The 24,775-nt window shown below is 68.8% G+C and carries 21 protein-coding genes; 3 read left to right on the top strand and 18 right to left on the bottom strand.

Translation table 11 applies throughout. The features are described 5' to 3' along the window. Positions 1-53: 53 nt before the first annotated feature. The 13 genes from rbfA to miaB form a co-directional block, all read right to left on the bottom strand. On the bottom strand, positions 54-494 hold the full coding sequence (rbfA, locus tag CJ014_RS08550; protein ID WP_245427191.1) for a 30S ribosome-binding factor RbfA: 441 nt from the start codon (positions 492-494) through the stop codon (positions 54-56). 71 nt (positions 495-565) lie between these two features. After that, positions 566-3,217, bottom strand: a complete 2,652-nt coding sequence (infB, locus tag CJ014_RS08545; protein ID WP_100080041.1) for a translation initiation factor IF-2 — start codon at positions 3,215-3,217, stop codon at positions 566-568. Positions 3,218-3,290: 73 nt separating this feature from the next. After that, a complete protein-coding gene (locus CJ014_RS08540; RefSeq protein WP_100080040.1) occupies positions 3,291-3,989 on the bottom strand; it encodes an RNA-binding protein in 699 nt (232 codons plus the stop codon). Between the two features lie 51 nt (positions 3,990-4,040). Next, the gene (nusA, locus tag CJ014_RS08535) at positions 4,041-5,639 is read right to left on the bottom strand and encodes a transcription termination factor NusA (RefSeq protein ID WP_100080039.1); all 1,599 of its coding nucleotides are present in this window, start codon (positions 5,637-5,639) and stop codon (positions 4,041-4,043) included. An 89-nt stretch (positions 5,640-5,728) separates the two neighbouring features. Further along, positions 5,729-6,322: a ribosome maturation factor RimP gene (rimP, locus tag CJ014_RS08530; protein WP_100080038.1), complete on the bottom strand. Its 594-nt coding sequence runs from the start codon at positions 6,320-6,322 to the stop codon at positions 5,729-5,731. Positions 6,323-6,523: 201 nt separating this feature from the next. Then, complete coding sequence (trmB, locus tag CJ014_RS08525) at positions 6,524-7,255, bottom strand: tRNA (guanine(46)-N(7))-methyltransferase TrmB (protein ID WP_207765705.1); 732 nt, start codon at positions 7,253-7,255, stop codon at positions 6,524-6,526. Positions 7,256-7,329: 74 nt separating this feature from the next. Continuing rightward, positions 7,330-8,505, bottom strand: a complete 1,176-nt coding sequence (gene metK / locus CJ014_RS08520) for a methionine adenosyltransferase (protein ID WP_100080036.1) — start codon at positions 8,503-8,505, stop codon at positions 7,330-7,332. A 313-nt stretch (positions 8,506-8,818) separates the two neighbouring features. Then, positions 8,819-9,232 (bottom strand): helix-turn-helix domain-containing protein, encoded by a 414-nt coding sequence (locus CJ014_RS08515; protein WP_100080035.1) that lies wholly within the window; start codon positions 9,230-9,232, stop codon positions 8,819-8,821. 148 nt (positions 9,233-9,380) lie between these two features. Then, a complete protein-coding gene (gene lnt, locus CJ014_RS08510; RefSeq protein ID WP_100080034.1) occupies positions 9,381-11,009 on the bottom strand; it encodes an apolipoprotein N-acyltransferase in 1,629 nt (542 codons plus the stop codon). Between the two features lie 85 nt (positions 11,010-11,094). Continuing rightward, positions 11,095-12,126 (bottom strand): hemolysin family protein, encoded by a 1,032-nt coding sequence (locus tag CJ014_RS08505; RefSeq protein WP_100080033.1) that lies wholly within the window; start codon positions 12,124-12,126, stop codon positions 11,095-11,097. A gap of 66 nt (positions 12,127-12,192) precedes the next feature. Further along, positions 12,193-12,693 (bottom strand): rRNA maturation RNase YbeY, encoded by a 501-nt coding sequence (gene ybeY, locus CJ014_RS08500; protein ID WP_100080032.1) that lies wholly within the window; start codon positions 12,691-12,693, stop codon positions 12,193-12,195. After that, positions 12,690-13,703: a PhoH family protein gene (locus CJ014_RS08495; protein WP_100080031.1), complete on the bottom strand. Its 1,014-nt coding sequence runs from the start codon at positions 13,701-13,703 to the stop codon at positions 12,690-12,692. Before CJ014_RS08495 ends, ybeY begins: the two co-directional genes overlap by 4 nt. Before the next feature lie 61 nt (positions 13,704-13,764). Continuing rightward, complete coding sequence (miaB, locus tag CJ014_RS08490) at positions 13,765-15,243, bottom strand: tRNA (N6-isopentenyl adenosine(37)-C2)-methylthiotransferase MiaB (RefSeq protein ID WP_100080030.1); 1,479 nt, start codon at positions 15,241-15,243, stop codon at positions 13,765-13,767. 184 nt (positions 15,244-15,427) lie between these two features. Here miaB and CJ014_RS08485 point away from each other — a divergent pair, with 184 nt between their 5' ends. Further along, positions 15,428-15,961, top strand: coding sequence for a gamma carbonic anhydrase family protein (locus CJ014_RS08485; protein ID WP_100080029.1), 534 nt, complete (start codon positions 15,428-15,430; stop codon positions 15,959-15,961). Positions 15,962-16,094: 133 nt separating this feature from the next. After that, positions 16,095-17,087: an adenosylcobinamide-phosphate synthase CbiB gene (gene cbiB, locus CJ014_RS08480; protein WP_100080028.1), complete on the top strand. Its 993-nt coding sequence runs from the start codon at positions 16,095-16,097 to the stop codon at positions 17,085-17,087. Here the strand turns inward: cbiB and CJ014_RS08475 are convergent. Genes CJ014_RS08475 through polA form a run of 3 tightly spaced genes read right to left on the bottom strand, consistent with a single transcriptional unit; the run spans position 17,068 to position 22,181 of the window. Further along, on the bottom strand, positions 17,068-18,537 hold the full coding sequence (locus CJ014_RS08475) for a cobyric acid synthase (RefSeq protein WP_207765701.1): 1,470 nt from the start codon (positions 18,535-18,537) through the stop codon (positions 17,068-17,070). The genes cbiB and CJ014_RS08475 overlap by 20 nt on opposite strands. Further along, a complete protein-coding gene (gene cobO / locus CJ014_RS08470) occupies positions 18,537-19,142 on the bottom strand; it encodes a cob(I)yrinic acid a,c-diamide adenosyltransferase (RefSeq protein WP_100080027.1) in 606 nt (201 codons plus the stop codon). The genes CJ014_RS08475 and cobO overlap by 1 nt, the downstream gene beginning before the upstream one ends. 24 nt (positions 19,143-19,166) lie before the next feature. Continuing rightward, entirely contained in the window at positions 19,167-22,181 is a 3,015-nt protein-coding gene (gene polA, locus CJ014_RS08465; protein WP_100080026.1) for a DNA polymerase I, read from the bottom strand. 188 nt (positions 22,182-22,369) lie between these two features. On the opposite strand from polA, the gene CJ014_RS08460 reads away from it, so the two are divergent. Further along, a complete protein-coding gene (locus CJ014_RS08460) occupies positions 22,370-23,416 on the top strand; it encodes a MaoC family dehydratase (RefSeq protein WP_100080025.1) in 1,047 nt (348 codons plus the stop codon). An 82-nt stretch (positions 23,417-23,498) separates the two neighbouring features. Here the strand turns inward: CJ014_RS08460 and olsA are convergent, their stop codons facing one another. Together olsA and CJ014_RS08450 are read right to left on the bottom strand one after the other, a co-directional pair. Next, a complete protein-coding gene (gene olsA, locus CJ014_RS08455; RefSeq protein WP_100080024.1) occupies positions 23,499-24,287 on the bottom strand; it encodes a lyso-ornithine lipid O-acyltransferase in 789 nt (262 codons plus the stop codon). Then, positions 24,284-24,730, bottom strand: coding sequence for a Fur family transcriptional regulator (locus CJ014_RS08450; protein ID WP_100080023.1), 447 nt, complete (start codon positions 24,728-24,730; stop codon positions 24,284-24,286). Before CJ014_RS08450 ends, olsA begins: the two co-directional genes overlap by 4 nt. Positions 24,731-24,775: the final 45 nt, after the last annotated feature.

Raw genomic sequence — 24,775 nt, 5'->3', positions numbered from 1 at the left:
GCGTCGATCAGACAACGGTCAGGATCTGGCAGTTGCGCTGCTGACGGAATCCGTCACTCGTCCTTGTCGTCAGGGTCGCCGGGCTTGGCCGGCCCGTCGAGGTCGCGCGCCACGTCGGGCGAATGCAGCAGCGCGTCGATATGGGCCGTCTCGTCGAAACGGTCGTCGTAGCGGAAGGTGAGATCCGGTGCGAATTTCAGGTTGATCCGGTGCGCCACCTGGCCGCGCAGCCAGCGGGCGTTGCGCGCCATCGCCTTCTCGGCCGGCTTCGGATCGCCGCCGCCGAGCGGCGTGATGTAGACGGTGGCGTTGCGGAGGTCGGGACTGACGCGCACCTCCGGCACGGTGATCATCATCCGCGTCACCTCGTCGTCCATCAATTCGCCGCGCGCCAGAATCTCGGCCAGCGCGTGCCGGATCAGCTCGCCGACGCGGAGCTGGCGCTGGGAGGGGGCGCGGGCCTCGCCCTGGGAGTGGCCGTGATGATGGGGCACGATGTTGCCTCCTGAAATGCGGGAAGCGGCGGGGGTGGCCCGCCGCTTCCTCGATGCCTGTCCTGCGGGCGTCAGAGCGTGCGGGCGATTTCCTCGACGCGGAAGCACTCGATGACGTCGCCGGCCCGCATATCCTGGTAGGCCTCGAAGTTCATGCCGCATTCCTGGCCGGCGTGGACTTCCTTGACGTCGTCCTTGAAGCGCTTGAGCGTGCCGAGCTTGCCCTCGTGGATCACCACGTTGTCGCGGATGAGGCGCACCGAGGCGCCGCGCTCCACCATGCCCTCGGTGACGCGGCAACCGGCCACCTTGCCGACCTTGGAGATGTTGAACACCTCCAGGATCTCGGCGTTGCCGAGGAAGGTCTCGCGCCGCTCGGGGGTGAGCATGCCGCTCATCGCCGCCTTCACGTCGTCGACGAGGTTGTAGATGATGTTGTAGTAGCGGATCTCGATGCCGTCGCGATCGGCCGCGTCGCGCGCCTGCTTGTTGGCGCGGACGTTGAAGCCGATGATCGCCGCGTCGGAGGCCGAGGCCAGCGTGACGTCGGATTCGGTGACGCCGCCGACGCCGCCGTGGATGACGCGCGCCGCCACTTCCTCGTTGCCGAGCTTTTCCAGCGAGGCGACGATGGCTTCCAGCGAGCCCTGCACGTCGGTCTTGACGACCAGCGGGAACTCCTTCTTGCCGGCCGTCTGCAGCTTGCTCATCATCTGCTCGAGCGAGCCGCGCGAGCCGGAGGCGCGCTTGGCGACGTTCTCGCGCTTCTGGCGGATGCGGTACTCGGTGATCTCGCGGGCGCGGGCCTCGTTCTCGACCACGGCGACGCGGTCGCCGGCGTCCGGCGTGCCCTGGAAGCCGAGCACCTCGACCGGCATGGCCGGGCCGGCGGCGTTGACGTTGGCGCCGTGATCGTCGAGCAGCGCGCGCACGCGGCCCCATTCGGAGCCGGCCACCACGATGTCGCCCACCTTCAGCGTGCCGCGATCGACCAGCACGGTGGCCACCGGGCCGCGGCCCTTGTCGAGTTTGGCCTCGATGACGATGCCCTCGGCGGCGCGGTCCGGGTTGGCCCGGAGCTCCAGCACTTCCGATTGCAGCAGGATGACCTCGAGCAGCTTGTCGAGGTTGGTCTTGGCCTTGGCCGAAACTTCCACCTCGAGCGTGTCGCCGCCCAGCGATTCCACCTGCACCTCGTGGCGCAGCAGCTCGGTGCGCACCCGCTCGGGGTTGGCGTCGGGCTTGTCGATCTTGTTGATGGCGACGATGAGCGGCACGCCGGCCGCCTTGGCGTGGCTGATCGCCTCCACCGTCTGCGGCATGACGCCGTCGTCGGCCGCCACCACGAGAACAACGATGTCGGTCACCTTGGCGCCGCGGGCGCGCATCGCCGAGAAGGCGGCGTGGCCCGGGGTGTCGATGAAGGTGATCTTCTGGCCGTTCTGCTCGACCTGGTAGGCGCCGATGTGCTGGGTGATACCGCCCGCCTCGCCGGCCACCACGTTGGCGTGGCGCAGCGCGTCGAGCAGCGAGGTCTTGCCGTGGTCGACGTGGCCCATGATGGTGACCACCGGCGGCCGCGGCTGGGTGTCCGCCGCCTCGTCGGGCGCATCGAACAGGCCTTCCTCGACGTCGGCCTCGGAGACGCGCTTCACCGTGTGGCCCATCTCGGTGGCGATCAGCTCGGCGGTGTCGGCGTCGATCACGTCGTTGATCTTCAGCATCTGGCCCTGCTTCATCAGCAGGCGGATGACGTCGACGGCGCGCTCGGCCATGCGGTTGGCGAGCTCCTGGATGGTGATCGCCTCGGGCAGCACCACCTCGCGCAGCACCTTCTCGCGCGGGCCGGACTGCTGGCCGCGCCGCTCCTTCTCGCGCTTGCGCTTCAGCGCGGCGAGCGAACGGGAGCGCTCGCCCTCGTCGTCGGAGAGGGCGGCGGAAATGGTCAGGCGGCCCTTGCGGCGATCGTCCTCGCCGGCCTTCTTGACCGGCGTCGGCGCCGGCACGCGGGCCTTCTTGGCGGCGAGCAGCTTGCCGCGCGGGTTCTCTTCGTCCTCGTCGGTGGCGAGCTTGCCGCGCGGAGCGGCCTCGGCGGCGGGACGCGGCGCGCCGGCCGGCGCCGGCTTCTTGTCGGCCGCCGCCGGTTCGGCGGGCTTCTGCGGCTGAGCCTCGGCGGGCGCGGCCTTGGCGCGCGCTTCCTCCTCGGCCTTGAGGCGGGCTTCCTCGACGGCGCGGACGGCGGCCTCCTCGGCCTCGCGCTTGGCGCGTTCCTCTTCCTCGACCTTGCGGCGGGCTTCTTCCTCGGCGCGGCGCTTGGCCTCTTCCTCGGCGCGCTTGCGCGCCTCGGCCTCGCGGGCGATGGCCTCGGCAAGGGCGGCCTGGCGGGCCTCGATCTCGTCCTGGCTGAGCGTGCGCAGCACCATGCCGCCCGGCGCCGGCCGGCGCTGCTCGCGCGGGGCGGCCGGCGCGGCGTCGCGGCGGGGCTTCAGGCTCTCGGCGATCGACTTCTGAAGCTGCGCCGTCTGCGTCGCCTGCGCGCCCTCGAGCGGGCTGCCTTCGCCGTGCTTGCGCGACTTCTTGGTCTCCACCACGACGGCCTTCGTCCGGCCATGGCTGAAGCTCTGCTTGACCGTTCCCTGCTCAACGGTGCGCCGGGAAAGGGTCAGCGTCTTCTTAGGCGCCATGGACGTGCTCTTGTCGTCGGTGTTCTTCGTATCGCTCATGCCGTACTCTATCCTCGCGGGCCGTCACGGCACCCCTCAAGGGCGGCGCAATGGCCAATCGTATTCGCGAACCTCAGGAAAGGTCCGCTGTCCAGTCCGTGTCCGGCGCCTCACCCCTGTAACGGGCCAGCGCTGCAGCGCATTTCAGGAAGCTGGTGCTCGCCCCACCGGCAAGCAGAGCAGCATGTATCACATTTGCGCCACCCAATGCCAAATCCATTTCGCTCGACGCGAAGATTCCGGCGATAACCTTTGGTCCGGAAGGCGGCGGTTGTTGCCATAATGCCGCATTCCCGGGCATTTCGTCTTCGTCGCCGCCGGTTCCGACGGCACGAAGTCGTCGCCTTATCGCCTGCCCGATCTTGCGCCGGCCGTCATCGGCCGCCTCGCGGGCGTGCAGAACGGCGACCACGCCGCCCTTGCCGGCCGCCTCGCTCACCTGGCCGAAGCCGGTGACCACGAGGCCGGCCTTGCGCGCCATCGACAGCGCCGACAGCGCCGCCTTGAGAAGCAGCGTCTCGACCAGCGCCGGCAGATCGTCGTCGGCCCTGGCCTCCGCCTTGAGGCCGCGCGAGAACGCCCGCTTGCGCACCGCCTCGGCCACCACGTCGCGGCGGCAGGTCACCCAGACGCCCCGGCCCGGCAGGTTGCCGCGAACGTCCGGCACCACCGCGCCGTCCGGTCCGCAGACGAAGCGGACGAGGCCCTCGGGCGGCTGCGCGACGCGCGTCACGATGCAACTGCGTTCCGCCGTCTCCGACCTCGGTGCCATCGTCCTCTTTCCGGGTTTGGAGGCCGCCCGGCGCGGCCTCCGTCATTGTCTTCAGTGCGCCTCTTCGGCGACCTCTTCCTCGGCGACGTCCTCTTCCTCGGCCGGCGGGTCGATCCAGCCGGCGGCGACGCGCGCCGCCATGACGATCGCCTCGGCGTCGGCGCGGCTGACGTCGAGATCGGAGAGGCTGCCCTTGTTGCGGATGGTCTCGCCGTTCTTGCGCTCGGTCCAGCCGACGAGGTCGTCGGTGGCGCAGCCGGCGAGGTCTTCCACTGTCTTCACGCCGTCCTTGCCGAGGGCCACCATCATGGCGGTGGTGACGCCCGGCACGTCGCGCAGCGCGTCGTCGACGCCGAGCTTGATCCGCTCCTCGTCGAGCTCGCGCTCCTTGGCGTCGAGATAATCCTGGGCGCGCGCCTGGATTTCCTCGGCCGTCTCCTCGTCGAAGCCCTCGATGGCGGCGATCTCGTCGCGTTCCACCAAGGTGAGCTCCTCGACGGAGGAGAAGCCCTCGGTGGCCAGCAGCTGGCCGACCACCTCGTCGACGTTGAGCGCGTTCATGAACAGCTCGGTGCGCTCGTTGAATTCCTTCTGGCGGCGCTCGCTCTCTTCCTGCTCGGTCAGGATGTCGATCGCCCAGCCGGTCAGCTGGCTGGCGAGACGGACGTTCTGGCCGCGCCGGCCGATGGCCAGCGACAACTGGTCGTCGGGCACCACCACCTCGATGCGCTCGGCATCCTCGTCGAGCACCACCTTGGCCACCTCGGCCGGCTGCAGCGCATTGACGATGAAGGTGGCCGGATCGGGCGACCAGGGAATGATATCGATCTTCTCGCCCTGCAGCTCCTGCACCACGGCCTGCACGCGGCTGCCGCGCATGCCGACGCAGGCGCCGACCGGGTCGATCGACGAATCCTTGGAGATGACGGCGATCTTGGCGCGCGAGCCCGGATCGCGGGCCACCGACTTCACCTCGATGATGCCATCGTAGATTTCCGGCACTTCCGAGGCGAACAGCTTGGCCATGAACAGCGGATGGGTGCGCGACAGGAACACCTGCGGGCCCCGCTGCTCGCGGCGCACGTCGTGGATGATGGCGCGGATACGGTCGCCGTAGCGGAAGCTCTCGCGCGGGATCAGCTCGTCGCGGCGGCAGATCGCCTCGCCGCGGCCGAGGTCGACGATGACGTTGCCGTATTCGACGCGCTTGACGACGCCGTTCACCACCTCGCCGATGCGATCCTTGAACTCGTCGAACTGCCGGTCGCGTTCGGCTTCGCGCACCTTCTGCACGATCACCTGCTTGGCCGACTGGGCGGCGATGCGGCCGAAGTCGATCGGCGGCAGCGGCTCGGAGATGAAGTCGCCGACCAGGGCGGCCGGGTTGCGGCGCTGCGCCTCGACGAGGTCGACCTCGGTCGAGAAGTTCTCGACGTTTTCCACGACCTGCAACAGGCGCTGCAGCTTGATCTCGCCGGTGCGCGGGTTGATCTCGGCGCGCACGTCGGTCTCCGAACCGTAGCGCGAGCGGGCCGCCTTCTGGATGGCGTCCTCCATCGCCGCGATGACGATCTGCCGGTCGATCGACTTCTCGCGGGCCACCGCGTCGGCGATCTGCAAGAGTTCCAAACGGTTCGCACTGACGGCCATTGTCTTCGTCTCCTGCCCTCGATGGGGTCCTGTTCCGTCCTTCGGGGATTGTCCCGGTTTCTTCCGGGCGGCGCCGCCGCCCGTCGTTCTCAGCTCTTGCCCGCCTTGAGCGCCTCGCGGATCAGCGCCTCGTTGAGCACGAGGCGCGCCTCCGACACGGTGTCGAGCGGGAATTCGATGTCCTTGGTGCCGTCCTCGAGCGCCTGCAGGAGGCGCATGCCGCCCTTGTCGTCCCTGACGCCGGTGAGCCAGCCGCGGAAGCGCTTGCGGCCCATCAGCGGCACGGCGAGTTCCAGCTTGGTCTCGAAGCCCGACCAGCGGATGAAGTCCGACCGCCGCACCAGGATGCGATCCATGCCGGGCGACGACAGCTCGAGGCTGTAGGCCTTGCCGATCGGATCGTCGACGTCGAGCAGCGGCGAGATGACGTTGCTTGCCGCCTCGCAGTCCTCGACGCTCATGGTGCCGTCGGCCTTCTCGGCGAAGATCTGCAGCGTCACGCCGTTGAGGCCGGTCATCCGCACGCGGACGAGACGATAGCCGAGGTCGATCAGCGCCGGCTCGACGATGGCGGCGACCCGTGCCTCGACGCCGGTCTCGGTGACGAGACGCGGCTCGTCGAGCGTCGTCTCGACGCTCTGGCCGCCGAGCGGCGGAAGGGGCGGCTGGTCCTCGGACGTCATCGGTCGGCGGTATCCCTCGCGGCGCGCCTGTCGTCGCGGGCAATAAAAAAGAGCGGGACCTCTCGGACCCACTCCCAACCCGCTTCATGAAGCGCATCAGAACTGATGCACCCCATATAGGCCGCTTTTGCGCGGAAATCAATGGCGGCTCATCCGGAAAGTCGCCGGCTGAAGCCGCGCCGGTGGCCGGGCTGCGAGAGCTTACCCCTCGCGCCGCAGGCGCCGGAACGTGAGATAGGCCGAGCCGCGCCCTTCGCGGCGGGCCTTGGCTTCATAGCGCGTTCCCGGCCAGCCTTCCCAGGGCTGCCGCCAGTCGTCGGGCGCCGAGGCCGTCCAGTCGAAGGCCGGATTGGCGCGGACATGGCGCAGCGTCCAGTCGACGTAGGTGTCGATGTCGGAGGCGAACCAGAACTCGCCGCCGTCCATCAGCACGCGGGCGAAGCGGGCGACGGTGTCCGGTCCGACGAAGCGACGCTTCCAGTGGCGCTTCTTCGGCCAGGGATCCGGATAGAGCAGCAGCAGGCGGTCGAGCGAAGCCTCCGGCAGCCAGTCGAGCACCCTGACGCCGTCCTCGCCGCTGAGGCGGATGTTGGCGATCTCCCCGGCGGCGATGCGGCCGAGCGCCTTGGTCATGCCGTTGACGAAGGGCTCGACGCCGATGAAACCGACATCCGGCCGCTCGAGCGCCCGGTGGATCAGGTGCTCGCCGCCGCCGAAGCCGATCTCCAGCCGGATTTCGGTCGGCGAGCCGGGAAACAGCGCGGCGAGCGGGGCGGGAGCGGGCGTCGTCAGATCGAGCGACAGCCGCGGCAGGTCGGCTTCCAGCCGCTCGGCCTGCCCCTTCCGCAGCGCTTTGCCCTTGCGGCGGCCGAAGAAGGCGCTTTCCCGTGGCTCGCCGGGCCTGTGCTCCAGCCTGTGGTCGTCGTCGCTCATCGTCGTCCGCTGCATGAAAAACCCCGGCAGCCTTCCTTGGCTGCCGGGGCCGGTGTCTAGCTTATTTCAGCGCCTCAGGCGAGGGCCGACTTCAGGGCGTCGACCAGATCGAGCGCCTCCCAGGAGAAGCCGCCGTCCGCCTCGGCCGCCCGGCCGAAGTGGCCGTAGGCCGAGGTGCGGGCGTAGATCGGCTTGTTGAGGCCGAGCCGCTCGCGGATGCCGCGCGGGGAGAGGCGGATGAAGTCGCGGTCGCCGAGCACTTTCTCGATCCTCGCCGGGTCGACGTTGCCGGTGTCGTGCAGGTCGACGTAGATCGACAGGGGATCGCTGACGCCGATGGCGTAGCTGAGCTGGATGGTGGCACGGTCGGCGAGGCCGGCGGCCACGATGTTCTTGGCCAGCCAGCGGGCGGCATAGGCGGCGGAACGGTCGACCTTGGTCGGGTCCTTGCCGGAGAAGGCGCCGCCGCCGTGCGGCGCCGCGCCGCCATAGGTATCGACGATGATCTTGCGGCCGGTGAGGCCGGCGTCGCCGTCCGGGCCGCCGATCACGAACTTGCCGGTCGGATTGACGTGCCAGACGGTGGTCTCGTCGACCCAGCCGGCCGGCAGGGCCTCGAGGATATAGGGCTCGACGATACGGCGCACGTCGGTCGAGGACAGGCCGTCCGCGTGCTGGGTGGAGAGCACGATCTGCGGCGCCCGCACCGCCTTGCCGCCCTCGTAGGCGACCGTCACCTGGCTCTTGGCGTCGGGGCCGAGCAGCGGCTCCTTGCCGGACTTGCGGACCGCCGCGAGGTCGCGGAGGATCTTGTGGGCATAATAGATCGGCGCCGGCATCAGCTCCGGCGTCTCGCGGCAGGCGTAGCCGAACATGATGCCCTGGTCGCCGGCGCCCTCGTCCTTGTTGCCGGCCGCGTCGACGCCCTGGGCGATGTCCGACGACTGCTCGTGCAGCAGGATCTCGATCTCGGCAGTCTGCCAGTGGAAGCCGTCCTGCTCGTAGCCGATGTCGCGGATGGCCTCGCGCGTCAGCTTCTCGATCAGCGCGTTGTCGACGGACTTCGGTCCGCGCGTCTCGCCGGCGATGACGATGCGATTGGTGGTGGCGAGCGTCTCGGCCGCCACGCGCGCCTGCGGTTCGGCGGCGAGGAAGGCGTCGACGATGGTGTCGGAAATGCGATCGCAGACTTTGTCGGGATGGCCTTCCGAGACAGACTCGGAAGTAAACAGGTAGTTCTGGCGGGACATAGGGTTGACCCCTCAAAGAAGACGTCGACGTGGTCGACGGAAGACTGATCTGTCGCCGGGGCGGTCCGTCGCGGCGTCTTCTTTTCGCAAGCCGCCGCAAAAAGCGCAAGCGCCGGCCGCCGTCTCACGCGCGTTTGAAAAGCGCCGTGCATCCGCGCCACGGCGACGGCGAATTCATTCCACAAGAAACAATGAACCGGCAAATCCGTTTCGGTGGGAAAGGTTTCCGTAGGCGCCGCAAGTCCGGCAAAAGAAAAGCGGACCGCGTCGACCTGGGCCGAGGCGATCCGCCATGGTTTGACTCGGTTTCCGCTCAGGCTTCGCCATCCTCGGCGGCCAGGGTCTGCACGAGATCGACGATGCGCCGGCGGACGCGGGCGTCCTTGATGCGCACGAAGGACTTGTTGAGGGACAGGCCTTCGGTCGACGACAGGAAGTCGACGACGTAGGAATGGCTCGGGCTTTCGGCAAATCCTGCCGCCTCCTCAGGCGTGCCCGGCGCGTCCTCGAAGAAGAAGGACACCGGCACCTTGAGAACGGTGGCGATATGCTGAAGACGGCTGGCGCCGACGCGATTGGTGCCCTTCTCGTACTTCTGGATCTGCTGGAAGGTGATGCCGAGCGCTTCGCCCAGCTTCTCCTGGCTCATGCCGAGCATCATGCGGCGAAGCCTGACACGGCTGCCGACATGGACATCGATGGGATTGGGGGACTTCTTGCTGGCCATATTGGTCTCGTCTGCGGATTGTACCCGCGGTTACCGATGAGGCTCGCAAGGCGCGGTCTTTATTTGTTGTCTTGCGGCCCATTTCTTGGCAAACGAACCACAAAGGGGCCGTTGCGCGCTTGGATTGTTGTCTTTGAACGAGAAGTTGTCAACTCCCGGTTCTGCGTTTTCTCTTTCCGAAGAGTGCCAGCAGGATGAAGAAGATATTGAAAGCCAAGAGGAAAGTTGGCTGCCCGTGTTGAAAGAAAGTCTTCGGACGCTCGGACGGCACGAAACCGTCGAGCACGCCTTCCTCGCCGAGCGGTAGACTTGCGACTGTCCTGCCATAAGCGTCGACGATTGCCGATATTCCCGTGTTGGCGGCCCTCACCACCGGCAGGCCTTCCTCGATGGCCCGCATGCGGGCCGCGTCGAGATGCTGATGGGGCCCGCTGCTGCGGCCGAACCAGCCGTCGTTGGTGATGTTGACGAGGTAGTCGGGCCGCCCGCCTTCCGGCAGGACCTCGCCGGGGAAGATCGCCTCGTAGCAGATCAGCACCGAGAAGGACGGGTGGCCGGGAATGGCGATCAGGTTGCGGCGGGGGCCGGGCGAGAAGCCGCCGATGCCGCGGAACAGCTCACCGATGCCGAGCCGGCGCACAAGCGCGCCGAACGGCATGTACTCGCCGAAGGGAACGAGATGCACCTTGTCGTAGGCGGCCCGGATGGCGCCGGTGTCGTCGATGGCGAACAGCGAGTTGTAGTAGCGGCGCCCGCCGTCGCCGAGGTCGTCGGCCGGTTCGACGCGCGGCGCGCCGGTCAGCAGGATCGTGCCGGGCGACAACAGGTCGGCGATGCGGGCGAGCGCCTCCGGCTCCTCGGTCAGGAAGAAGGGCAGCGCCGTTTCCGGCCAGACGATTTCCGAAAAGGAGATGGCGCCCAGCGTCTCGGGGTCGGTCCGGCGATCGGAGAGGCTCGTCAGCTTGTAGAGCGCTTCCTGCTTTTTTTCGGGTGACCATTTGGCGGCCTGGTCGATGTTCGGCTGCACGATGCGGATGCGGGCGTCGGCCATCACCGCCTCGCCCACCGGCGCCGCGCCGGACAGCCGGTAGAAGCCCCAGCCGACGTCGGCGGCGGCGATGAGCAGCGCCAGCGCCAGGGTCAGCCGCCGCGGCCAGGGGCGTTGGTCCCGCGCGTCGGCGAGGAGCGCCGGCGCGGCGAACACGGCGATGCCGGCCAGCGTCAGGCCGTAGATGCCGACGACGCTCGCCCCCTGCGCGGTAATGTCGGTGAAGGCCACCGCCTGTCCGAGGAGGTTCCAGGGGAAGCCGGTGAGCACGTGTCCGCGCAGCCACTCGGACGCGCCGAGCCCTATGGCGAGCGCGAAGATGCGGGTCGGGCCGTCGCTCCACAGCAGCCGGGCGATCAGGGTGCCGAGGGCGGTGAACAGGGCAAGCCCGGCGGCGAGGCTGGCCACCGCGAAAGGCATCAGCGGGACGAGCGCCGACCGTCCCTCGGCGAGAAAGGCCAGTCCCACCCAATGCAGGCCGGCGAAGAAATAGCCGAAGCCGAACCACCAGCCGGTGGCCGCCGCCGGCCTCAGCCGGCGGACGCCGCGCGGCCCGGCGACGACGGCGCCGTCGATCAGCACCACCAGCACCGGCAGCGTCAGAAACAGGATCGGTCCGGCATGCACCGGCGCCAGGGCGAGGGCGGAAAGGGCGCCGGCGACGAAAGTCACGAGGCGGCGCGGCCATCCCCAGAGGAGCAGCAGCCGATGGGCACAGGTTTCGAACATGGCGCCTTTCCCCGGGGCGGCGAATCGGTCATTGCGCTCGAAGCAATAGCCGGTCGCCGCCGGAGAGGAAATGGCCCCGCGGCTCTCAGGCGCCGACTTCCGAGGGTTCGATTGTCTCGGAGGGCTCGGTTGCCCGCGCGACCAGCCGCACCGTCTTGATGCGGCGCGGATCGGCGTCGAGCACCTCGACCTCCCAGCCCGGCAGGTCGTCGGAAACGATCACCTCGCCGCGCACCGGAATGCGGCCGAGGGCAGCGAACAGCAGGCCGCCGAGCGTGTCGACGTCCTCGTCGTAGTCGGCGAAGGAGAAGCTCGGCCCGATGGCCGCCCGCACCTCGTCGAGATCGGCGCGCGCGTCGGCGAGGTAGACGCCGTCCTGCACCGTTTTGACCAGCGGGCCATCCTCGTCGTCGTGCTCGTCGTCGATCTCGCCGACGATGGTCTCGACCACGTCCTCGATGGAGACGATGCCGTCGGTGCCGCCATATTCGTCGATGACCAGCGCCATCTGGATATGCGTCGCCTGCATCTTCTGCAAAAGGTCGGTGGCCGGCATGGACGGCGGCACGAACAGCACGGCGCGCACCAGCTTGGCGGCCTCCAGCGTTATGTCGAGGTCGACCTTGCCGACGTCGAGCCGGCCCTCGTCTTCGGCGGCGGCGGCATCGATGCGCGCCTTGCCGGTGATGTGGGTGATGAGGTCCTTGATGTGGACCATGCCGATGGCGTCGTCGAGCGTCTCCCGGTAGACCGGCATGCGCGAATGGCCGGAGGCCTCGAACAGCCCGAGCAGCTCGGCGAGCGTCGTGTCGGCATCGACGGCGGCGATGTCGGCGCGCGGCACCATCACGTCGGCGACGCGGGTTTCCCTGAGGCGAAGGATATTGCGGATCAGCGTCCGCTCCTCGGGCGAGAAGGCGGCGTCGAGCGCATCCTCCTGGCTGAGCGCGTCCTCGAGATTCTGCCGGAGCGTCGCCGAGGTCTTGAAGCCGAAAGCCTCGCGCAATCGCGCCAGCCAGCTCGATCCGGAACCTGTTCCACCCTCGGCCGAGGTGCCCGGCTGGGTTGCCGCGGCCGTATTCTGACTGCCCGTACTATGACTGTCGCTGTCGCTCATCGTCCTTCTTCCGCGCCGCCCGCTGCCCCTCCCGGCCGCTGACGGACGCCCCGGTAATGCCGTCCCTCAGCGGCCGGCGCCGCCCATCGGCGCGTCGGCATAGGGGTCGGCGATGCCAAGCCGGGCGAGGATGGCCGTCTCGAGGCCTTCCATTTCCCCGGCTTCGTCGTCGTTCATGTGATCATACCCGACGAGATGCAGGAATCCATGCACGATCATGTGCAGGAAATGGTCGCGGAAGGAAATGCCTTCCTCGACGGATTCCCGCGCCACCGTCTCGTGCGCCACCACGATGTCGCCGAGCAGCGGCCCGTAGGCGTCGGCCTCCGGATCGTCCTGCGGGAACGATAGCACGTTGGTCGGCTTGTCGAGATGGCGGTGGTCGCGATTCAGTACACGGATCGCCGCGTCGTCGGTCAGCAGCAGCGACAGCTCCGCATCGTCGGCGATCTCGGCGTCGGCCGCCGCCGCCGCCATGGCGACGGCGGTCTCGACGTCGGCGCGCCAGTCCTCGGGCTCGCCCCACAACGGGCTCTCCGCGAGGATATCGACGGCGATCACGCTCATGCCTTGTCCTTGCGCGCGGCGAGCCGCTCCCGGCTGTCGTCGTCATAGGCCTTGACGATGCGTGCCACCAGCTCGTGGCGGACCACGTCCTCGTGCGTGAAGCGCACCTGCACGACGCCGGGGGTGTCGGTCAGGATGCGGCTCGCCTCGACCAGGCCGGATACCTGCCCGGCCGGCAGGTCGATCTGGCTGGGGTCGCCGGTGACGATCATCTTCGAGCCGTCGCCGAGGCGGGTGAGGAACATCTTCATCTGCATCGACGTGGTGTTCTGCGCCTCGTCGAGGATGACGGCGGCGTTGGCCAGCGTGCGGCCGCGCATGAAGGCCAGCGGCGCGATCTCGATGGCGCCGGAGGCGAGCGCCCGCTCCACCCGTTCGGGCGGCATCATGTCGTAGAGCGCGTCGTAGAGCGGCCGGAGGTAGGGATCGATCTTCTCGCGCATGTCGCCCGGCAGGAAGCCGAGCCGCTCGCCGGCCTCGACGGCCGGCCGCGACAGCACGAGGCGCGCCACCTCGCCGCGCTCGAGCAGGGCCGCCGCGTGCGCCACGGCCAGATAGGTCTTGCCGGTGCCGGCCGGACCGAGGCCGAACACCAGCGTCGAGCGGTCCATGGCGCGGATATAGGCGTCCTGCGCCGGGTTGCGGGCGATGACGGTTTTGCGGCGGGTGGAGATGGCGGCGAGCTGCAGGCGAGAGCTGGCTTCGATGGCCGGCAGCGGCAACTGGTCGCCGACCGCCAGCGCCATGCGGATCGCCCCGTCCACGTCGGCCGAGGTGATGTTCTGGCCGGCCTGCAGGCGGCCGTAGAGCGCTTCCAGCACATCGCGGGCGCGGCTGGCCGCCTCGTGGGAGCCGCGGATGGTCACCTGGTTGCCGCGCGCCGTGGCGTCGACGCCGAGCTTCTGCTCGATCAGCGCCAGATGCTGGTCGAACTGACCATAGAGCGGGCCTATCAATCGGTTATCCTCGAAGACCAGCACCAGATGGGTGAGGTCGGACGCATAGGTCATGGCGTTCCCCGGATAGGTCGCGACTGTCGCGACGGCATGATCGGTACGTGTCGTGACGGCCTCATGCCGACCGTCGGGCCGGCATCGGCTCGCCCTCGAGCCGGCCGATCAGGCTGTGGCCGCCGGTCGCCTCGATGGTGACCTCGGCAATTTCGCCGATCAGCGACGACGGCGCCATGACAGCCACCGGCTGCAGGTAGGGCGAGCGTCCGACGATCTGGCCGGGCAGGCGGCCGGGCTTGTCGAACAGCACCGGCAGGGTGCGGCCGACGAGGCGCTCGGCGAAGACTTTCTGCTGCTCCTCGAGCAGCGCCTGCAAACGCTGCAGCCGCTCGCTCTTCACCGCTTCCGGCACCTGGTCGGCGAGCGCCGCCGCCGGCGTGCCGGGGCGCGGCGAATACTTGAACGAGAAGCAGGCCGCGTAGTCGACGGTGCGGACGATGTCCATGGTCGCCGCGAAATCCTCCTCGGTCTCGCCGGGGAAGCCGACGATGAAGTCGCCGGAGATCGCCATGTCCGGCCGGGCCGCCCGGATGCGGTCGATCAGGGCGACGTATTCGGCCGCCGTATGGCGGCGGTTCATGGCCTGGAGGATGCGGTCCGAACCCGACTGCACCGGCAGGTGCAGATAGGGCATCAGCTTGGAATTGCCGGCGTGGGCGGCGACCAGCGCCTCGTCGAGATCGCGGGGATGGCTTGTGGTGTAGCGGATGCGGGCAAGGCGCGGCAGCTCGGAGAGGCGGGCGAGCAGGCCGGCGAGGCCGACCGTCCGGCCCCCGGCGTCGACGCCGTGGTAGGCGTTGACGTTCTGGCCGAGCAGCGTGATCTCGCGCACGCCGGCCGCCACCAGGGTCTCCGCTTCCTCGACGATCTTCTCGACCGGCCGCGAGGCTTCCGAGCCGCGCGTATAGGGCACGACGCAGAAGGTGCAGAACTTGTCGCAGCCTTCCTGCACGGTGAGAAAGGCCGTCACGCCGCGCGAGCGCACCGCCTTTTCGGAGGGAGCGGCGAGGTGATCGAACTTGTCCTCGGCCGGAAACTCGGTCTCCACCACCTTCGGCCGGGCCGGCGCCTTGCCCTGGGTGGCGGTCGGCCGCTCGCCGGCCCGCACCCGCTCGATCAGCTCCGGCAGGCGATGGTAGGTCTGCGGTCCGAATACCATGTCGACGACCGGCGCCCGGGCGATGATTTCCTCGCCTTCCGCCTGGGCGACGCAGCCGGCGACGGCGACCAGCGTCTCCCGGCCCTCGGCGGCGCGCGCCGCCTTCAGGACGCGCAGGCGCCCCAGCTCGGAATAGACCTTCTCGGCCGCCTTCTCGCGGATGTGGCAGGTATTGAGGATGACGAGATCGGCGTTCTCGGCGCTGTCGGCGGTGGCGTATCCGAGCGGCATCAGCGTGTCCGACATGCGGTCGCTGTCGTAGACGTTCATCTGACAGCCGTAGGTCTTGATGAAGACAGACTTCTTATCCGTCACCGCTGCTCGCTTTCCCTCGTGGGGAACGGCCAATCCAAACCGTCCCGGCAAAGATAACGGCATCTAGTGCATTTTGGGGAGCGGCGAAAGGCAGTTTTCCAACAAATTCGCGTGGCGTTCGGCGGGCGGGCTTTTCGGTTGCTGGAACGATTAGCCGCTGGCCGGCCGTATCCGCCGGCTTGATCGCCGGCAGCGGCGTCTTACAAAGAGTTCCAACCGGCCCTTTGCCGCTCTGGAGAAATCTGCCATGCCGATCTACGAACTCGATGGAATCGCCCCCGAACTGCCTGATGACGGCGACTACTGGGTCGCCCCCGATGCCCATGTGATCGGCCGGGTGAAGCTCGGCGCCGAGGTCGGCGTCTGGTTCGGCGCGGTGATCCGCGGCGACAACGAGCCGATCGTCGTCGGCGCCCGCACCAACATCCAGGAAGGGGCGACGCTGCATACCGATCTCGGCTTCCCGCTCACCATCGGCGAGGGCTGCACCATCGGCCATCAGGCCATCGTCCATTCCTGCGAGATCGGCGACAACGTGCTCGTCGGCATGGGCGCCACCATCCTGAACGGCGCCAAAATTGGTGCCAACAGTCTGGTCGGCGCCAACGCGCTGGTCACCGAGGGCAAGGAATTCCCGGAAGGATCGCTGATCGTCGGCGCGCCGGCGCGGGCCGTGCGGGCGCTCGACGAAGCGGCCATCGACAGGCTGCGGCGGTCGGCGGAAAACTATGCCGCCAACTTCAGGCGCTTCAAGACGGGCTGCCGCAAGATCGCCGACTGACGGGCTGGCGGGGACCTCGTCGAGAGGACGGGATCCCGGGAGCGCGGGGCTTTCGGGACGGCCGGCGGCGTGACAGAAAGGGGCGAAGCGCCGATTCAAACCAAACGGCACCCGCCCCGGAAGAAAAGCTGACATGGCTCCGCTCGAATTCACTCTCGTCGCCCTGCTGGCCCTCGGCTTCGAAGCGGCGATCGGCTATCCCGACTTTCTGTTCCGGCGGATCGGCCATCCGGTCACCTGGATGGGAGCGCTGATCGGCCTGCTCGACCGCACGCTCAACCGCGACGAGCTGGAAGCGGATCGCCGCCGGCTGAACGGCATGCTCGCCGCGGCCCTCAATGTGGCGGCAAGCGTCCTCGTCGCTGGGGCGATCGGTTCGCTCGCCGGACTGGCCGGTCCCATCGCCGGGCCCTGTCTCGTCGCCGTTGCCGGCTCGACGCTGCTCGCCGCCCGCAGCCTGCATGTCCACGTCGCCGCCGTCGCCGACGCCATGCGCCAGGGCGGCCTCGAGGCCGGGCGGCTGGCCGTCGGCCATATCGTCGGCCGCAATCCCGCCCATCTCGACGCCGCCGGCGTCTGTCGCGCCGCCATCGAGAGCCTGGCCGAAAGCTTTTCCGACGGCGTGACGGCGCCTCTGTTCTGGATGGCGATCTTCGGCCTGCCGGGAGCGGCCGCCTACAAGGCGATCAACACCGCCGATTCGATGATCGGCCACAAGACGCCGCGCTACCTCGCCTTCGGCTGGGCGTCGGCCAAGCTCGACGACCTCGTCAACCTGCCGGCCTCGCGCCTGACCGCTTGGGCGATCGTCGCGGCGGCGCTGGCCGACGACGGCGCCTCGGCGGCGGCGGCCGTCCGGGCGATCGATCGCGACGCGCGCCGCCACAAGTCGCCCAATGCCGGCTGGCCGGAAGCGGCGATGGCCGGCGCCCTCGGCCTGCGCCTCAACGGCCCCAAGGTCTATGGCGACACGCGCGTCGAGGACGCCTGGATGGGCGACGGCCGCGCCGAGGTCAACGCCTACGATATCGACCGGGCGCTCCGGCTCTACCGGCGGGCGGTGCTGCTGATCGCCGCCGTGCTGGGGCTGGTCTGGCTCGGCCTCGTCATCCTCGCCCTCGGCTGAGGTCGAGAAGACCGTCGACGTCGAGATGGGCCGCGAGGTGATCGGCGAGGCCGTCGAGCACCCGCTCGATCTCCGCCTCGTAGGCCAGCGCCGACGGGTCGGCGCCGATCCAGGCGAGGAGTCTGGCGCGCTGCCGATCGTCCGAAAAGAGTCCGTGACAATAGCTGCCGACGATGTTGCCGGCCGGTGAGATTGCCCCTTCGTCGTTGCCGTCCGCAAGCCGGGCGAACGGCCGGCGGCGATCGGGGCCGACGGTGGTCCCGACGTGCATCTCGTAGCCGGAAAACGGCGTGCCGTCGGGCAGCGACACGCCGCTCACCGGCCGGAGGCGCTTGTCGCCGGTCATGGTGGTTTCGATATCGAGCAGGCCGAGGCCGTCGATGGCGTCGACGTCGCTTTCGATCCGCTCCGGGTCGCGCAGCATCCGGCCGAGCATCTGGTAGCCGCCGCAGAGGCCGAGCACCTTGCCGCCGCGCCGGGCATGCGCGCGGATGTCGATGTCCCAGCCTTCCGCCTTCAGCGCGACAAGGTCGGGAATGGTCGCCTTCGAGCCGGGCAGCAGCACGAGATCGGCCGGCGGCAGCGGCCGGCCCGCTTCGACAAGGATCACCTCGACGCCCGCCTCCTGCCTGAGCGGATCGAGGTCGTCGAAATTGGCGATGCGCGGCAGCACCGGCACGACGATCCGCTTGCGCTCTTCCTCGCCGCCGGCGTCATAGCGGCTTCTGAGCCCGAGGCCGTCCTCGGCCGGCAGCCGGCCGGCATCCGGCAAATAGGGCACCACGCCGAACGAGCGCCAGCCGGTGTGGCGGGTGATCTCGGCAAGGCCGGCGTCGAACAGGGATATGTCGCCGCGAAAGCGGTTGACGAGATAGCCGGCGACCAGCGCCGCGTCGTCTTCCGCCATCACCGCCTTGGTGCCGACGATCGAGGCGATGACGCCGCCCCGGTCGATGTCGCCGATCAGCACCACCGGCGTGTCGGTGGCCCGCGCGAAGCCCATGTTGGCGATGTCGCCGGCCCGGAGGTTGACTTCGGCCGGCGAACCGGCCCCCTCGACCAGCACCAGGTCGGCGTCCTCCGACAGCCGCGCGAAGCTGTCGAGCACGGCCGGCATCAATTGCGGCTTCATCGCCTGATAGTCGCGGGCTCTGGCGTTGCCGACGATGCGCCCCTGCACCACGACCTGCGAGCCGATCTCCGACTGCGGCTTCAGGAGCACCGGATTCATGTGCACGGAAAGCGGCACGCCGGCCGCCCGCGCCTGCAAGGCCTGCGCCCGGCCGATCTCGCCGCCGTCGGCCGTCGCCGCTGCGTTGTTCGACATGTTCTGCGGCTTGAAGGGGCGAACCCTGAGGCCGCGCCGGGCGTAGAGGCGGCAGAGGCCGGCGACGATCAGCGACTTGCCGACGTCCGAGCCGGTCCCCTGGAACATCAGCCGGCTAACCATCAGAACTCGATCCCCGCCTGCGCCTTCACGCCGGCGGCGAAGTGATGCTTCGCCGCCGCCATCTCGGTGACGCAGTCGGCCGCCTCGATCAGCTCGGGCTTGGCGTTGCGGCCGGTGACGACGACGGTGAGATCGCCCCGCCGCGCCTTCAGCCGTTCGACCACCCCGGCAAGCGGCAGATGCTCGTAGCGGAGCGCGATGTTGAGCTCGTCGAGGACGAGCAGCCGGATGTCGGGATTATCCATCAGCGCCTGCGCTGTCGCCCAGGCGCTCTCCGCCGCGGCGACGTCGCGCGCCCGATCCTGCGTTTCCCAGGTGAAGCCCTCGCCGAGCGTGTGCCAGGACACGCCGGGAAGACCCTCCAGCACGCGCCGTTCGCCGCTTTCCCAGCCACCCTTGCCGAACTGCACGACGCCCACCTTCCAGCCATGGCCGAGGGCGCGGACCACAAGACCGAAGGCGGCGGTCGACTTGCCCTTGCCGGGGCCGGTGTTGACGATCAGCAGCCCCTTCTCAGTGATCGTCTTCGAGGCCACCTCGGCGTCCTGCACCGCCTTGCGCTTCGCCATCTTCAGCCGGTGGCGTTCGGCGTCCGCATCGGTCATGTCGGCGTCTCCTGCCGGCCCGGATTAATGCGCCTCGTCCCAGTTCTGGGCGGCGCGGGCATCGACGACCAGCGGCACGGCAAGCTCCACGGCCGGCCCGGCGGCGCTCTCCATGACAGCGCGCACCACCGGGATGGTCGCCTCCACCTCCTCGTCCGACACCTCGAAGATCAGTTCGTCGTGCACCTGCAACAGCATCTGCGCCGACAGCCTCGCCTCGGCGAGCGCCGCCTCCATGCGCGCCATGGCGCGGCGGATGATGTCGGCGGCCGAACCCTGGATCGGCGCGTTGATGGCCGCCCGCTCCATGAAGGCGCGCATCGACGGATTGGGCGAGCCGATCTCCGGATAGTGGGCCTTGCGGCCGAAGATGGTGGTGACGTAGCCGTTCTCGCGCGCCTGCCGCTTGGTCGCCTCCATATAGTCGCGGATGCCGGGGAAGCGCTGGAAATAGCGCCTGATGTAGTCGCTCGCCTCCTCGCGCCGGATGGACAGCTGGTTGGCGAGGCCGAAGGCCGAGATGCCGTAGATGATGCCGAAGTTGATCGCCTTGGCCCGGCGGCGGATCATCGGGTCCATGCCCTCGACCGGCACGCCGAACATCTCGGAGGCGGTCATGGCGTGAATGTCGATGCCCTCGGCGAAGGCGTTCTTCAGCGCCGGGATGTCGGCGACATGGGCGAGCACCCTGAGCTCGATCTGGCTGTAGTCGGCCGACAGCAGCTTGCGGCCCGGCGGCGCCACGAAGGCGCGGCGGATCTTGCGGCCCTCCTCGGTGCGCACCGGAATGTTCTGGAGGTTGGGCTCCGACGAGGCGAGGCGGCCGGTGGTGGTGGCGGCCAGCGAATAGCTGGTGTGGACGCGCCTGGTCTCCGGATGGATGTAGCCGGGCAGCGCGTCGGTATAGGTCGACTTCAGCTTGGAGAGCTGCCGCCAGTCGAGGATGCGGCGCGGCAGTTCGTGCCCCTCGGCGGCGAGGTCCTCCAGCACGTCGGCGCCGGTCGCCCAGGCGCCGGTCTTGGTCTTCTTGGGCGGAGGCAGGCCGAGCTTGCCGAACAGGATGTCGCCGATCTGCTTCGGCGAGCCGATATTGAAGCTCCCGCCGGCCACCTCGAAGATGCCGGCCTCCATCGCCGCCATCGACTGCGCGAAATCGCCGGACAAGCGCGACAGGATCTGCCGGTCGACGGACACGCCGCGCATTTCCATGCGGGCGATCACGTCGATGAGCGGCCGCTCGGCCGTCTCGTAGAGGGCGGTCATGCCTTCGGCCGGAAGGCGCGGCTTCAGGACGTGCCAGAGGCGCAGCGTGATGTCGGCGTCCTCGGCGGCGTAATGGGTGGCGCGGTCGAGCGGCACGCAGTCGAAGGTGATCATCGACTTGCCCGAGCCGCAGACCTCCTTGAAGGCGATCGGCTTGTGGCCGAGCAGCACCTCCGACAGCTCGTCCATGCCGTGCCCCATGCGGCCGGCGTCGAGCGCGTAGGAGATCAGCATGGTGTCGTCGCAGGGCGCCACGGTGATGCCGAGGCGCTTCAGCACCACCCAGTCGTATTTGGCGTTCTGGCCGATCTTCAGGACCGACCGATCTTCGAAAAGCGGCTTGACGACGCGCACGAAGTCGGGAATGGCGATCTGCCCGGGCACCAAGCCGCCGCCCAGAAGGTCGCCGGCGCCGGAGGTATGGGCGAGCGGGATATAGCAGGCGCGGCCCGGCGTGACGGCCAGCGACGCGCCAACGATCTCCGCCTGCATGGAATCGAGGCCGGAGGTCTCGGTGTCGAAAGCGACGCGGCCGGCGTCGTAGGCCTCCGCCACCCAGGCCTCGAGGCGAGCAAGGTCGGTAACCGTCTCGTAGGCCGAATAGTCGACCGGGATCGCCTGCATCTGGGCAAGCGCCTCGGCGGCGCGGCCGGCGGGCGTGAACACCCCCGACAGCGCGGATACGCCTGTCTCCCCTTCGTCGCCGACCTCGGGAGAGGGGGGACTGACCGTCACGCCGGCGGCCGCGGCATCGGCTGCTTCCGTGGGGGAAGAGGACGAAGCCTCTCCCTCCGGCGGCCAGTACATCACCGGCACCACGGCCGGCGCCACCTTCGACGGCTCGACACCGGTCGCCTCGGCCACGCGGCGAATGATGGTCGAGAACTCCATCGCCTTGGCATAGGCGATCAGTTGCTCGCCGAGAATGGGCCGCACGCCGAGCCCGTCGATCGGATGCTCCAGCGGCACGTCGCGTTTCAGCGTCACCAGGCGATGCGAGATGCGGGCCTGCTCGGCGAAGGCGATCAGGTTCTCGCGCCGCTTCTGCTGCTTGATGCCGGCCGCATTGGCGAGCAGCGCTTCGAGGTCGCCATATTCGAGGACGAGCTGAGCCGCCGTCTTGAGGCCGATGCCCGGCACGCCCGGCACGTTGTCGACCGAGTCGCCGGCCAGCGACTGCACCTCGACCACCTTGTCGGGCGGCACGCCGAATTTCTCGATCACTTCCGGCACGCCGATCCGCCGGTCCTTCATGGTGTCGAGCAGCACGACGCGCTCGCCCACCAGCTGCATCAGATCCTTGTCGGAGGAAACGATGGTGACGTCGGCGCCCACCGCCGCCGCCTCCGCCGCGTAGGTGGCGATCAGGTCGTCGGCCTCGAAGCCCAACTGCTCGACGCAGGGCACGTTGAAGGCGCGGACCGCCTCGCGAATCAGCCCGAACTGCGGGCGCAGGTCGGCGGGCGGCTCCGGCCGCTGCGCCTTGTAGAGCGGATAGATCTCGTTGCGGAAGGTCACCGCCGAGGCGTCGAAAATCACCGCGAGATGCGTCGGCCTGACGCCGACGGCGGTCTGCTCGGTTTCCTTCAGGAGCCGCCACAGCATGTTGCAGAAGCCGGAAACGGCGCCCACCGGCAGGCCGTCCGACTTGCGGGTCAGCGGCGGCAGCGCATGGTAGGCGCGAAAGATATAGCCCGACCCGTCGATCAGGAACACGTGGTCGCCGGCCCTGACCGGACGCGAGACGGGGCTCGAAGGGGATTCTGCGTTCGACATGGGCAGACTATGCCCGCCTGCCCGCCGGAAGTGAAGACGCGCCGTCGCCGTTGCGCACCGCTGCTGACGGTTTTGGGGCGATATCGATCGGCGAGGCGATCATCCGGAGCGATCCCCGACCAACGGCGGGGATGACACCCCGGCGTTGCCGGGCATCATGGTCGGCGACGCGTGGGTCGGGGGCAGCCATGAAGAGCAGCGGTGGCCGGTATTTCGAGGATTTCCGGGTCGGGCAGGTGTTTCGCCACGCCAGCCCGCGCACGGTCACCGACGGCGATGTCGCCTTCTACCGGGCGCTGACCGGCAGCCGCTTCGTCCTGCAATCGTCGGACGACTTCGCGCGCGCCGTCGGCCATCCGATGGCGCCGATCGACGACCTTCTCATCTTCAACGTCGTGCTCGCCCAGTCGGTGCCGGACGTCGGCATCAACGCCGTCGCCAACCTCGGCTATGCCGGCTGCCGCTTTCTCGCGCCGGTCTACCCCGGCGAAACGATCTCCGCGGTGACCGAGGTCATCGGCCTGCGCGACACCGGCGGCCGCACCGGCGTCGTCTATCTGCGCACCACCGGTCACAAGGACAATGGCGTCGAGGTGATGGACTTTGCCCGCTGGCAGACGGTACGCAAGGCCGAGGAGGCCGTGCCGCCGTTCTCCGAACAGCTGGTGCCGCCATTGCCGGCCGCGGTTCCGGCCGATGCCCTGGGGGCGCGTCTGCCGGTGCTCGATCTTTCCGCTTGGGATACCGGCCTTTCCGGCAGCCGTTTCCGCTGGGGCGACTACGAGCTCGGCGAACGCATCGATCACGTCGATGGCGCGCTCGTCGACGAAGGCACCGCCATGCTGGCCGCCCGCTTCTTCGGCAATCCCGCCCGCCAGCATCCGCTGCCCTTTTCCGACGAACGCTCGCGCGGCCGCTGGCTGGTGCCCGGCGGCCTCGTCATGGCCATCGCGCGGGCGTTGACCTTCAACGGCCTCGGCAACGCCGTCCACGTCGCGGCGATCAACGGCGGCCGCTATGTCGGGCCGCTGTTCACCGGCTCGATCGTCCACGCCTGGTCGACCATCGTCGGCAAGGAACTGATCGACGGTCGCGACGACCTCGGCGCCCTGCGCGTCCGCCTCGTCGGCACGCGCGACCAGCCGGCGGCCGATTTTCCCGACCGCGACGACGCCGGCGCCTACCTGCCGTCGGTCGTGCTCGACCTCGATCTCTGGCTGCTGATGCCGCGTTAGCATCCGCCCGAAAAGTTGCAGACTTTTCGGACAAGCGGATGCGCCCAAAAGACAAGGCCGCCGATACCCGTCGGTCTATCTCTCAGCCCCTGAGCTCGGCCGCCAGCAGGCGGCGGACGGCGGTTTCCGCTTCGAACGATACCTTCTTGCGGTCGGCGCTGCGGTCGAAGCGGATCGGCTCGCCGAATACGATGCTGACGTCGAAGTCGGAGGCGGCGAGCATCTCCTTGGCATGCGGCGCCAGATCCTGGTCGCCCACCCAGGAGACGATCGAGCGCCCCGACCGGCCGAGCGGCAGGCCGAGCATGTGCGTGTAGGCGATGGCGACCGGCTGCACGAACACCGCCTCGACGCCGGCTTCGTCGAGAGCCGCGCGGGCGGCGCCGAACAGCGACGAGCGGAACGGCAGGACCTGGTTGCCGTCGGAGGTCGTCCCCTCCGGGAACAGCACGATGACGTCGCCGTCGGCCAGGCGGCGGCCGATGCTGTCCGCCTGGTCGGCGGTGGCGCCGCGTCGGGTGCGGTCGATGAACACCGAGCGTTGCAGACGGGCGAAGAACCCGATCAGCGGCCAGGTCCCGACCTCGCGCTTGGCGACGAAGGAGAGCGGCATCACCGCGCTATAGGCGGAAATGTCGATCCAGGACGCATGATTGGCGGCGAGAAGCAGCGGCCGCTCGCTGGCCGGCCGGCCACGGACGTGAAGCCTGATGCCGAGCGTCCACAGCGCCAGCCGGTGGAAGATCATCTGGAGAAAGCCGGCGAGCCGCCAGCGAAGGCGGCGGGCCGGCAGATAGAGGAGAACGAGGATGAAGGCGGCCACGCAAAACAGCGGCAGCGTCAGCGCTGCCCTGACGTGGCCAGGTTTCACGCCTTGTCCTCCTTGTCGGCCTCGTCGAGCGGCACGCCGTAGAGCTCCAGCCGGTGGTCGACCAGCTTGTAGCCCAGCTTGCGGGCGACTTCGCGCTGCAACGCCTCGATCTCGTCGCTGTGGAACTCGACGACGGCGCCGGTGCGGAAATCGATCAGGTGGTCGTGGTGCTCGTCGGGCAGCGGCTCGTAGCGCGAGCGGCCGTCGCGAAAGTCGAGGCGGGCGATCATGCCGGCGTCGTCGAACAGCTTGACGGTGCGGTAGACGGTGGAGATCGAGATGTTGCTGTCGATCGCCGAGGCGCGGCGATAGACCTCTTCGACATCGGGATGATCGACCGCCTGCTCCAGCACGCGGGCGATGATTCGCCGCTGCTCGGTCATGCGCATGCCGCGCGCCGCGCAGGCTTCTTCCAAAGAGAGCGGAGTGGATTCCTCGGTCATCGCGGATACCCTCGAACAGCCGACCACCGGCATCGGTCAACTATG

The sequence above is a fragment of the Pleomorphomonas carboxyditropha genome, assembly GCF_002770725.1.
GTDB lineage: Bacteria > Pseudomonadota > Alphaproteobacteria > Rhizobiales > Pleomorphomonadaceae > Pleomorphomonas > Pleomorphomonas carboxyditropha.
The sequence above is the reverse complement of the archived record's forward strand: the minus strand, read 5'-3'. Positions and strand labels throughout refer to the sequence as shown.

Coding starts and splice junctions, on each gene's coding strand:
- CJ014_RS08485 (WP_100080029.1), top strand. CDS start 15,428: ATGCCGATCTACGAACTCGATGGAATCGCCCCCGAACTGCCTGATGAC.
- miaB (WP_100080030.1), bottom strand. CDS start 15,243: ATGCCGTTATCTTTGCCGGGACGGTTTGGATTGGCCGTTCCCCACGAG.
- CJ014_RS08475 (WP_207765701.1), bottom strand. CDS start 18,537: ATGGTTAGCCGGCTGATGTTCCAGGGGACCGGCTCGGACGTCGGCAAG.
- polA (WP_100080026.1), bottom strand. CDS start 22,181: ATGTCGAACGCAGAATCCCCTTCGAGCCCCGTCTCGCGTCCGGTCAGG.
- trmB (WP_207765705.1), bottom strand. CDS start 7,255: ATGAGCGACGACGACCACAGGCTGGAGCACAGGCCCGGCGAGCCACGG.
- CJ014_RS08515 (WP_100080035.1), bottom strand. CDS start 9,232: ATGGCCAGCAAGAAGTCCCCCAATCCCATCGATGTCCATGTCGGCAGC.
- ybeY (WP_100080032.1), bottom strand. CDS start 12,693: ATGAGCGTGATCGCCGTCGATATCCTCGCGGAGAGCCCGTTGTGGGGC.
- rimP (WP_100080038.1), bottom strand. CDS start 6,322: ATGACGTCCGAGGACCAGCCGCCCCTTCCGCCGCTCGGCGGCCAGAGC.
- infB (WP_100080041.1), bottom strand. CDS start 3,217: ATGAGCGATACGAAGAACACCGACGACAAGAGCACGTCCATGGCGCCT.
- nusA (WP_100080039.1), bottom strand. CDS start 5,639: ATGGCCGTCAGTGCGAACCGTTTGGAACTCTTGCAGATCGCCGACGCG.
- cobO (WP_100080027.1), bottom strand. CDS start 19,142: ATGACCGATGCGGACGCCGAACGCCACCGGCTGAAGATGGCGAAGCGC.
- CJ014_RS08495 (WP_100080031.1), bottom strand. CDS start 13,703: ATGACCTATGCGTCCGACCTCACCCATCTGGTGCTGGTCTTCGAGGAT.
- metK (WP_100080036.1), bottom strand. CDS start 8,505: ATGTCCCGCCAGAACTACCTGTTTACTTCCGAGTCTGTCTCGGAAGGC.
- CJ014_RS08460 (WP_100080025.1), top strand. CDS start 22,370: ATGAAGAGCAGCGGTGGCCGGTATTTCGAGGATTTCCGGGTCGGGCAG.
- lnt (WP_100080034.1), bottom strand. CDS start 11,009: ATGTTCGAAACCTGTGCCCATCGGCTGCTGCTCCTCTGGGGATGGCCG.
- CJ014_RS08450 (WP_100080023.1), bottom strand. CDS start 24,730: ATGACCGAGGAATCCACTCCGCTCTCTTTGGAAGAAGCCTGCGCGGCG.
- CJ014_RS08505 (WP_100080033.1), bottom strand. CDS start 12,126: ATGAGCGACAGCGACAGTCATAGTACGGGCAGTCAGAATACGGCCGCG.
- CJ014_RS08540 (WP_100080040.1), bottom strand. CDS start 3,989: ATGGCACCGAGGTCGGAGACGGCGGAACGCAGTTGCATCGTGACGCGC.
- cbiB (WP_100080028.1), top strand. CDS start 16,095: ATGGCTCCGCTCGAATTCACTCTCGTCGCCCTGCTGGCCCTCGGCTTC.